The following is an 8,748-nucleotide window of genomic DNA, read 5'->3' as shown; positions in this document are numbered from 1 at the left end:
CGGTGGAGCGGATGATGCGGGACGCGAAGATCACGCAGATCTACGAGGGCACCAACCAGGTCCAGCGCATCGTCATGGCCCGCAACCTCCCGTAACCACCCGGCCCGGCCGAAGCGAGACCACCCGGCCCGGCCGCGGCGAGCGGCCCAGGTGCCCACGGCCCCCGACCGCCCGTCCGCGGTCGGGGGCCGTTCGCGTCCCGCGCCTCGGCGTCCGGGGCCCCGCCGTCCCGCCCCGACGAAAATCGCGCGACGGCGGGCGCCCCGCTCCCTAGGCTGCCCGCCATGTCCTCAGCGTCGTCCGCGTCCTCCGTGTCCTCCGCGCCCTCCGATTCCGCCACGACCTCCGGGCCCGCCAGGCTCAGCCTGGCCGCCGTCACCCCCGCGAACATCGACGCCGCCCTCGCCCTGCGGGTGCGCCCCGACCAGGAGGACCTGGTCGCGCCGGTGGTGAAGTCGCTGGCCGAGGCGTACGCGTACGGGGAGACCGCCTGGCCCCGGCTGATCCTGGACGGTGAGAAGCCGGTCGGCTTCGTGATGGCCTTCTTCGACATCCGCTTCAACCCGGAGCGGCCCGACGACCACCCGCGCTCCGGCCTGTGGCGCCTGCTGATCGACGCCGACGCACAGCGCGGGGGCTACGGCCGCTTCGCCGTCGAGCAGGTGTGCGCCGAGATCCGCCGCCGCGGCGGCACCCGGGCCACCGTCACCTACGTGCCCGGTCCGGACGGCCCGGAAGGGTTCTACGCCCGCCTCGGCTTCCGCCCGACCGGCGAGCTGAGCCGCGACCAGGCGGTGGCGGAGCTGGACCTCTGAGGTCCGTAGCCGGGGTCCGACTCCGGGCCCCGGCTCAGTCGAGCAGTGCCGCCGCCTGCTCCCGCGCCCGCCGCAGCCACTCGGCGCGGTCGGCGGCGGTCGAGTCGGTGACGGTGCGGAGCACCGTCCGCCGTACGTCGGTGACGCCGACGTACGGCAGCACGCAGGCCGCCCAGATCCGCTCCAGCGGGTCGCCGAACTCGCTGCGCTCGCGGTCCTCGGGCGTGTCCGAGGTGTTCAGCACCAGGGCCCGCCCGGCCCGCAGCAGCCCGGCCGGTTCGCCGTCCGAAGTGCCGAGCTTGTAGGCGACGCCGGGGGCCAGCACCCGCTGTACCCAGCCGGCCAGGACGGCGGGCGGCATGCCCCACCAGTTGGGGTGGATCAGCACGAGCGCGTCCAGCGTGGCCACCTCGGCGCGGTGCAGGGCGAGGCCGGCATCGGCGGACGGGTCCGCCGTGTCCACCGTGCCGGTCTCCTCGGCGGTCAGCAGCGGCGCGAAGCCCTCCGCGTAGAGGTCGTGCGCCCGTACCTCGCAGCCGCGCCCCCGCAGTTCGTCGACCACGGCCTCGTACAGCGCGTGGTTGAAACTGCCCGGTCGCGGATGCGCCAGATAGACCCCGATCGTGCTCATCGCCCGTTCCCCTCCCGCTGGTTGACGAAGGCGATGCTACGTTCCGGGGGCGGCGGGTAGGGTGCCGGACCATGACCGAGCCGGACTTCCTCACCACGACCAGGGCCTTCTACGACACCATCGCCGCCGACTACGCCGACCGCTTCCGGGACGCGATGGACACCATGCCGACGGACCGCGCCGTGCTGGCGCTCTTCGCCGACCTGGTCCGTGCCGAGCGTCCGGACGCCAGGACGGCCGAACTCGGCTGCGGACCGGGCCGCGTGACGAGCCACCTGCACGGATTGGGCCTGGACGTGCGCGGGATCGACCTCTCGCCGCGGATGGTCGAGCTGGCCCGGGCGGCCTACCCGGAGGTCCCGTTCGAGGTCGGCTCGCTGTTCGACCTCCCGTTCCGCGACGGCGAGTTGACCGGCGCGGTGGCCTGGTACTCGATCATCCACACCCCGGCGGAGCGCCTCCCGGAGGTGTTCGCCGAGTTCGCCCGGGTGCTCGCCCCCGGCGGCCGGCTGCTGCTGGCCTTCCAGGTCGGGGACGAGCCCCTGTACCTGGAGGAGCCCTTCGGCCACCCGGTGTCGCTGGACTTCCGCCGGCTGCGTCCGGAGCGCGTCGAGGAGTTGGTCCGCGGGGCGGGCCTGCTGATGACCTCCCGTACGGTCCGCGAACCGGACGGCGAGGAGAGGACCCCGCAGGCCTACCTGCTGGCCCGCAAGCCCGCAGCCGACCGCCGGCCGTCCGTCGCCGCTCCGGTCGCCCCGGCCGCCCCGTCGTCCTAGGCGGCCTCGGACGACGGCTGCGAGGGGTGCGACGGCTGCGAGGGGTGCGAGGAGGGAGACGGCTGCGACGGCGCGCCGGAGGCGGTCACGATCACCTCGTCCAGCACCTCGCGCGAGCGCAGCAGGTCGTTGATCGTCCGGTCGATCCGTTCCCGCTCCGCGGTGAGCTCCTCGACCAGCAGCGGGGTGGCGATCTCGCTCGGGCTGCCGTCGGAGTCCCGCATGCAGGGGAGGATCTTGTAGATGGTGCGGCTGTGCAGCCCGGCCGCGAACAGCTCCTGGATGTGCACCACGCGGTCGACGGCCGCCTCCGGGTACTCCCGGTGGCCGCCGTCGGTGCGGCGGGCCACCAGCAGGCCCTGCTGCTCGTAGTAGCGCAACGAGCGCTCGCTCACGCCCGTCCGCCGGGCCAGTTCGCCGATCCGCATGCCGTCCACCCCGTCGTCCGATCCGAGCCCCGAAAGGGCTTTGCCCCGTGGGGACTTGAACCTGACACCGATGTTAGCTTCTACGGTTTCCGGCATGACGACGAACACCGAAACCACCGGTCTCTTCGAGCCCGCCGACCTGGGCCCGCTCCGCCTCCCCAACCGCCTGGTGATGGCACCGATGACCCGCACCCGGGCCGGCGCCGACGGTGTTCCGCAGCCGATCATGGCCGAGTACTACGCGCAGCGCGCCGGTGCCGGGCTGATCATCGCCGAGGCCGCCACCCCGAACCGGGTCGGCCGGACCTATACCAACATTCCCGCGGTCCACGCCCCCGAGCACGTGGCCGGCTGGCGCACCGTGACCGGGGCGGTCGCCGCGGCCGGCGGCCGGATGTTCCTGCAGCTCCAGCACGGCGGCCGGATCGGCCACCCGGAGAACAGCGGACTGCACCCGGTGGCGCCGTCGCCCGTCGCCCTGCCGGAGACCATCCACACGCCGAGCGGGCACCGGGAGGCCGTCGTCCCGAGGGAGCTCACCGCGGCGGAGATCCGGCAGACCGTGGCCGACTTCGCGGCCGCCGCCCGCAACGCCGTCGAGGCGGGCTTCGCCGGGGTCGAGGTGCACGGCGCCAACGGCTACCTGCTGCACCAGTTCCTCGCCCGGAACACCAACCGGCGCACCGACGCGTACGGCGGCCCGGTGGCGAACCGGATCCGCTTCGTGGTCGAGGTGGTCCGGGCGGTCGCGGCGGAGATCGGCCCCGAGCGGGTCGGCCTGCGGGTCTCGCCGGGCTTCACCGGCCAGGGCATGGACGAGGGGGACACCGCGGAGATCTACCGCGCGCTGGTCGGCGAGCTCGCCGACGACGGCCTCGCCTACCTCCACGTGGTCTTCGCCGACCCGGAGGACGCCGTCTTCCGGGAGCTCCGCAAGGCCTGGCCGGGCACCGTGATCGCCAACCCGGTGCTCGGCTGGGGCGGGCCGCTGCCCGAGGACGGCGGCCGGGCCGCCGCCGAGCGGCTGCTGGCGGCGGGGGCGGACCTGATCTCCTTCGGCCGCGGCTTCCTCGCCAACCCCGACCTGGTCGAGCGCCTGCGCACCGGCGCCCCGCTCAATCCGCTCCGCGACGGGCTGATGTACACCGGGGGCGCCGAGGGGTACACCGACTACCCCGCGCTGTCGGGACGGCTCGCCGGATAGCACGGTGCCCCTGACCTGCGGGCGCCCGGGGGCACCACGCGGTCGGCGAACGTTCGTGCCATGATCCCTGTATGAGTTCCAACGTTTTCTTCGACATCACCATCAACGACGAGCCGGCCGGCCGCATCGTCTTCAAGCTGTTCGACGAGGTCGTTCCGAAGACGGCCCAGAACTTCCGCGAGCTGGCCACCGGCCAGAACGGCTTCGGCTACGAGGGCTCCGGCTTCCACCGCGTGATCCCCTCGTTCATGCTGCAGGGCGGTGACTTCACCAAGCACAACGGCACCGGCGGCAAGAGCATCTACGGCGAGAAGTTCGCGGACGAGAACTTCCAGCTCAAGCACGACCGCCCGGGCCTGCTGTCGATGGCCAACGCCGGCCGCAACACCAACGGCTCGCAGTTCTTCATCACCACCATCGTCACCGACTGGCTGGACGGCAAGCACGTCGTCTTCGGCGAGGTCGTCGAGGGCATGGACGTGGTGAAGAAGGTCGAGTCGCTCGGCTCGCAGAGCGGCCGCACCTCCGCCACGATCAAGATCGCCAAGTCCGGCGTGGTCGAGTAATCACCGCTGCCCCTGGTACGCCTGCCGCCCCGGGGTGGGAAGTCGGTTCCGCCGACTTCCCACTCCGGGGCGGCGGCGTTCCCAGCCGCGCCGAGTCCCGGTCCTAGGCCCAAGGACCGATGGCCGGGTGCCCCCGGCCCGGCTGGAATGGGCGGATGGACGACGACACGGTGTACGAAGGCCTGACAGCCGCCGCACGGACGGCCTACCTGGCGCGGATCGGCGTGCCGGACCCGGGGGAGCCGTCGGCGGAGGCGCTGGCGCGGCTGCAGGAGGCCCATCTGAGGGCTGTCCCCTTCGAGAACCTGAGCCTCCACCTCGGCGAGACCGTGGTGCTCGACCCGGCGGCCCTGGTGGCGAAGCTGGTGGAGCGGCGGCGCGGCGGGTTCTGCTACGAACTGAACGGCGCCTTCGCCGAGTTGCTGCGCTCCCTGGGCTACCGGGTGAGCCTGTTGTCGGGCCGGGTCTTCGACGGGGAGCGCCTCGGCCCGCCGTTCGACCACCTCGCGCTGCGGGTCGACCTGGACGAGCCCTGGCTGGTCGACGTCGGCTTCGGCCGGTTCAGCCGGCTCCCGCTGCGCCTGGACGAGCGCGCTCCGCAGCCCGACCCGCACGGCGCGTTCACCGTCGTCCCGTACGGCGCCCACGGCGAGCTGGAGGTCCGGATGGACGGCGCCCCGCAGTACCGCCTCGATCCGCGTCCGTACCCCCTCGCCGACTTCGGCCCGACCTGCTGGTGGCAGAGCACCTCGCCGGACTCGCCCTTCACCCGCTCGACCACCTGCTCCGTGCTCACCGAGGACGGCGGCCGCACCACGCTCAGCGGCACCCGGCTCATCCGCTCCGCCGCCGACGGCACCCGCACCGAGCGGCAGCTCACCGGGGCCGAGGCACTGAGCGCCTACCGCGAGCACTTCGGCATCACGCTCGACCGACTGCCCGGCTGAGGCCGGGGCCGACCCGCGGCCGCGGCGCGGGAGGGGCAGGGTAGCCGGGCGGGGCGGCCGCCCGGGCCGGAACCGCGCAATCATCCCGACCGGCGCCGACGCCGTCCTACGCTCTCCTCGGACATGGGCCGAGGCGCGGCCGAACCCGACTTCCCGGCAAGGTGGTTCAGCGATGATCGAGCAGGGCGCCGACGACGGCGAGGTGACGTACGAGCGGGTGACGGTGGTCTCCCTGGCCTCCTGCGAACCGGCTTCCCGCGAGCCGGCCGCCGGGGAGCCGGCCGGCCCGGCGCGGTTCGCGGTCCGGGTGGTCCGCGAGGGCATGACCGTCAAGCGGGTGGCGGGCTACTGGGTGCGCTGGGACGAGCGCCGGGGCGAGGAGGAGATCCACCACCACGCGCGCTGGGTCGCCGACGAGGAGTACGTCCGGCCGGGCACCGGCAGCCTGGACGGCACGCTCGCCGTGACGGTCGCCGCCTACTGGACGGACGGGGCGCGCGTCTTCACCCGCCGTCCGAGCACGGAGACCGCGGTGATCTTCCGGCCCGGCGAGACCGAGCACGAGCTGGTGCTGGAGCAGGCCGCGCCGCACCGCCCGGCCGCCCTGTCGGTGCAGTTGGCGCACGCCCGCTGGCTGGGCGGCGAGGGGCAGCCGATCCACTACGGCTACTCGGGTGCCACCGAGGACGCGGGCGGCGAGGGGGAGTGGCTGGTCCGCTTCCCGGAGTGCGGCACCGGCCTGCTGCCGTACGCCGGTCAGGCCGAGGCGGGATAGCCCGGCGCGGACCCCGGAACCGGCGAGACCGCCCCGACTGGCCCCGGCTCCCCTCCGCGCAGCCGCCTTGGGCGCGGGCGTGCCGGCCCCGCCCGTCGGCCCGATCGCGCGGGCGGCCGGCACCCCCGTCCCGTGGAAACGCCGCCGCCTCCCGGACCGAGTGGTCCGGGAGGCGGCGGCGTCGGTGGTGGCGTCGGATCCCCGAGGCGGCAAGCGGGCACCCGCTCACCGCGGCCCCGTCGCCACCCGGGGCGGTCGCCTACTTGACGTCCGGCACCGCGGTGTCGTTCTTGAAGGCGTCGAAGACCTGCTTGGACTTGTTGGCGTCCCACAGCACCGCGGACTCGCCGGTCTTGGTCCGGAAGTCCGCGTTGCCGATCGGCACGGTCATCGACTTGCCGCTGCCGCCGTTGACGTCCTTCATGGCGAGGAAGAGCGAGCCGAGGTCGGTCAGCCCGCAGTCGTCGTCCACGATCAGGGTGCCGAGCGCCGAGTCGACCAGCGGGTAGAAGGTGAACGGATCGAGCAGGTTGCCCGGGGAGGCGGCCTGGTGGGCGAGGGCGCCGAGGAACTTCTGCTGGTTGCGCATCCGGCCGAGGTCCTGGTCGGCCATCTGGTGGCGCTGGCGGACGAAGGCCAGGGCCTGCTTGCCGGTGAGGGTCTGGTCGCCGGCCTGGAGGTCGAGGCCGGAGTCCTTGTCCTTGACCGGCTGGTCGATCTTCATCTCGACGCCGCCGATCGAGTCGACGATCCCGACGAAGCCGGCGAAGCCGATCTCGGCGTAGTGGTCGATGCGGATGCCGGTGTTCTGCTCGACGGTCTGGACGAGCAGGCGTCCGCCGCCGGCGCCGAAGGCCGAGTTGATCTTCGCGGTGGTGCCCTTGACCGGCTTGCCGTTGCTGCCCGCGTGCTCGGGGATCGGCACCCAGGAGTCACGCGGGATGCTCATCAGGGTGTTCCCGTTGTCCCCGACGTGCAGGATCATCATCGAGTCGCTGCGCTTGCCCTCGTCGTGGCCGGTGTGCAGGTCGTCCTGCTCGCCCTCGGTGAGGCCCTGGCGGCTGTCCGAACCGACGATCAGCCAGTTGGTGCCCTTGCCCGCGGCCGGGCGGCCCGGGTAGTCGGCGAGCACGTTCTCGTGGTTGAGCTTGGAGTCCGCCCAGAACCAGGTGGAGACGGCGGTCACCATGACGGCGATCAGCAGGCCGAAGACCGTCCACTTGACGATCCGGCGCCGCGGCCAGCGCCTGGCCTGCGCACCGGCCGGCCGGGCACCCGCGGGGCCGCCCGGGCCGCCGGGGCCACCCGGACCGCCGGGGCCGCCCGGGCCACCCGGACGCCCGGGACCGGCCGGACCGCCGGGGCGGACGCCCGGGGCGCCGGCCCCCTGCTGCGGAACACCACCGAGCCGGGACGGCCCCGGCTGCCCCGCCGGCTGCGGCGCGGGCGCCGCCGGCCCGCGCGGGTTCAGGGAGGCCGGAAGCGGCGGCTCGGCCGCCGCGCCGCCTCCGCCGTTGCCGCCGTACGGGTTCCCGCCGCCCCCCGGGCGGCCTTCCTGCCACGTGTTCATGCCGTCGAGGATGCCCGACCCCGGTCGGGCTGACTCCCCCCGGGGGCCCCACCGGGCCTCTTGTAGCAGTTTTGATGCACGTACCGGATCGTTCCGCCGCAAGGTCCGGACACCCCCGGCGTTCCACCGGCTGAAACGATTCTTGACCAGCGCGAACACGCCGTGCTTGCATGCCAGGCATGGATCAGCCTGCACTCACGCGTCGGCGGCACGTCGACCTGCGGCGCGGTGTGGCCTGTTCGCTCTGTCGCGGCTGACGCGCGCCCGTCGAAACCCGCCCGTCCTCCGACGTGGCGCCCCGGCACCGGACCCCACCCCGGTGACCCCACCGCAGCGCCTCCCCCGCTGCGCAGCGCCGCCCCGCTTCCAGCCAGAGGTGAACCCATGGCCGTCGTCCTGTCCGTTTCCGGATCCCCGTCCGCCACCTCCCGCACCACCCGCCTGCTGCGCCACGTCGACGCGCGGCTGACGGACCGCGGCCACCACGTCGTCCCCTTCGAGGCCCGCGGCCTGCCCGCGCACGCGCTGCTGTCGGGCGACTTCGACCACCCCGAGATCGTCGACGTCACCGAGCTGTTCGCCCGTGCCGACGGCGTGGTGATCGGCACACCCGTCTACAAGGCCGCCTACTCCGGCCTGTTGAAGGCCCTGCTGGACGTGCTCCCGCAGTACGCGCTCGCGGGCAAGGCCGTCCTGCCGCTGGCCACCGGCGGCTCGCCCGCGCACGTCCTCGCGGTGGACTACGCGCTGCGCCCGGTGCTCAGCTCGATGGGCGCCGGCCACATCACCCAGGGCTGGTTCGTGCTCGACCGCCACATCACCGCCGGGGAGGACGGGGCGACCCTGCTGGAGCGCGAGAGCGAGATCCTGCTGGCCCCGGTCGTCGACGGCTTCGCCACCGCCCTGGAGCGGCTGGCCGCACCGGCGCTGACCGCCTGCTGACCGGCTGCCGGCCATCTGCTGACCTGCCGGGCGACCGTCGCCGCGGCCCGTACGGGGCGTCCCCGAGACGGGCCGCCGCGACCCCTAGGGGGAG

11 protein-coding genes are annotated in these 8,748 nt (G+C 73.9%); 8 read left to right on the top strand and 3 right to left on the bottom strand.

The window, feature by feature from the left end:
• Together ABTY56_RS34060 and ABTY56_RS34055 are read left to right on the top strand one after the other, a co-directional pair.
• The coding region (locus ABTY56_RS34060) for an acyl-CoA dehydrogenase family protein (protein WP_132919430.1) at positions 1-95 on the top strand (95 nt) is incomplete at its 5' end.
• Positions 96-284: 189 nt separating this feature from the next.
• Positions 285-815 (top strand): GNAT family N-acetyltransferase, encoded by a 531-nt coding sequence (locus ABTY56_RS34055; RefSeq protein WP_350633246.1) that lies wholly within the window; start codon positions 285-287, stop codon positions 813-815.
• Between the two features lie 34 nt (positions 816-849).
• Here ABTY56_RS34055 and ABTY56_RS34050 read toward each other — a convergent pair whose 3' ends face one another.
• Positions 850-1,446, bottom strand: coding sequence for an NAD(P)H-dependent oxidoreductase (locus ABTY56_RS34050; RefSeq protein ID WP_350633245.1), 597 nt, complete (start codon positions 1,444-1,446; stop codon positions 850-852).
• A 71-nt stretch (positions 1,447-1,517) separates the two neighbouring features.
• Here ABTY56_RS34050 and ABTY56_RS34045 point away from each other — a divergent pair, with 71 nt between their 5' ends.
• On the top strand, positions 1,518-2,222 hold the full coding sequence (locus tag ABTY56_RS34045; RefSeq protein ID WP_350633244.1) for a class I SAM-dependent methyltransferase: 705 nt from the start codon (positions 1,518-1,520) through the stop codon (positions 2,220-2,222).
• Here ABTY56_RS34045 and ABTY56_RS34040 read toward each other — a convergent pair.
• Entirely contained in the window at positions 2,219-2,650 is a 432-nt protein-coding gene (locus ABTY56_RS34040; RefSeq protein ID WP_350633243.1) for a MerR family transcriptional regulator, read from the bottom strand. The genes ABTY56_RS34045 and ABTY56_RS34040 overlap by 4 nt on opposite strands.
• Before the next feature lie 94 nt (positions 2,651-2,744).
• Here ABTY56_RS34040 and ABTY56_RS34035 point away from each other — a divergent pair, with 94 nt between their 5' ends.
• The 4 genes from ABTY56_RS34035 to ABTY56_RS34020 all read left to right on the top strand — a co-directional run bounded on the left by ABTY56_RS34035 (position 2,745) and on the right by ABTY56_RS34020 (position 6,142).
• Entirely contained in the window at positions 2,745-3,854 is a 1,110-nt protein-coding gene (locus tag ABTY56_RS34035) for an alkene reductase (RefSeq protein WP_350633242.1), read from the top strand.
• 71 nt (positions 3,855-3,925) lie between these two features.
• Positions 3,926-4,420 carry a peptidylprolyl isomerase gene (locus ABTY56_RS34030; RefSeq protein ID WP_350633241.1) on the top strand — a complete coding sequence of 165 codons (495 nt, stop codon included), beginning with the start codon at positions 3,926-3,928 and terminating at the stop codon, positions 4,418-4,420.
• Positions 4,421-4,575: 155 nt separating this feature from the next.
• Entirely contained in the window at positions 4,576-5,367 is a 792-nt protein-coding gene (locus ABTY56_RS34025; RefSeq protein ID WP_350633240.1) for an arylamine N-acetyltransferase family protein, read from the top strand.
• Positions 5,368-5,539: 172 nt separating this feature from the next.
• Complete coding sequence (locus ABTY56_RS34020) at positions 5,540-6,142, top strand: hypothetical protein (RefSeq protein ID WP_350633239.1); 603 nt, start codon at positions 5,540-5,542, stop codon at positions 6,140-6,142.
• Between the two features lie 259 nt (positions 6,143-6,401).
• Here ABTY56_RS34020 and ABTY56_RS34015 read toward each other — a convergent pair whose 3' ends face one another.
• Complete coding sequence (locus ABTY56_RS34015; RefSeq protein WP_350633238.1) at positions 6,402-7,712, bottom strand: LCP family protein; 1,311 nt, start codon at positions 7,710-7,712, stop codon at positions 6,402-6,404.
• 384 nt (positions 7,713-8,096) lie between these two features.
• On the opposite strand from ABTY56_RS34015, the gene ssuE reads away from it, so the two are divergent.
• A complete protein-coding gene (gene ssuE, locus ABTY56_RS34010) occupies positions 8,097-8,654 on the top strand; it encodes an NADPH-dependent FMN reductase (protein WP_350633237.1) in 558 nt (185 codons plus the stop codon).
• The last annotated feature ends 94 nt before the right edge of the window (positions 8,655-8,748 follow it).

Source organism: Kitasatospora sp. NPDC097691, assembly GCF_040302665.1.
Taxonomy (GTDB): domain Bacteria; phylum Actinomycetota; class Actinomycetes; order Streptomycetales; family Streptomycetaceae; genus Kitasatospora.
This window is presented reverse-complemented; position numbering and strand designations above follow the sequence as displayed.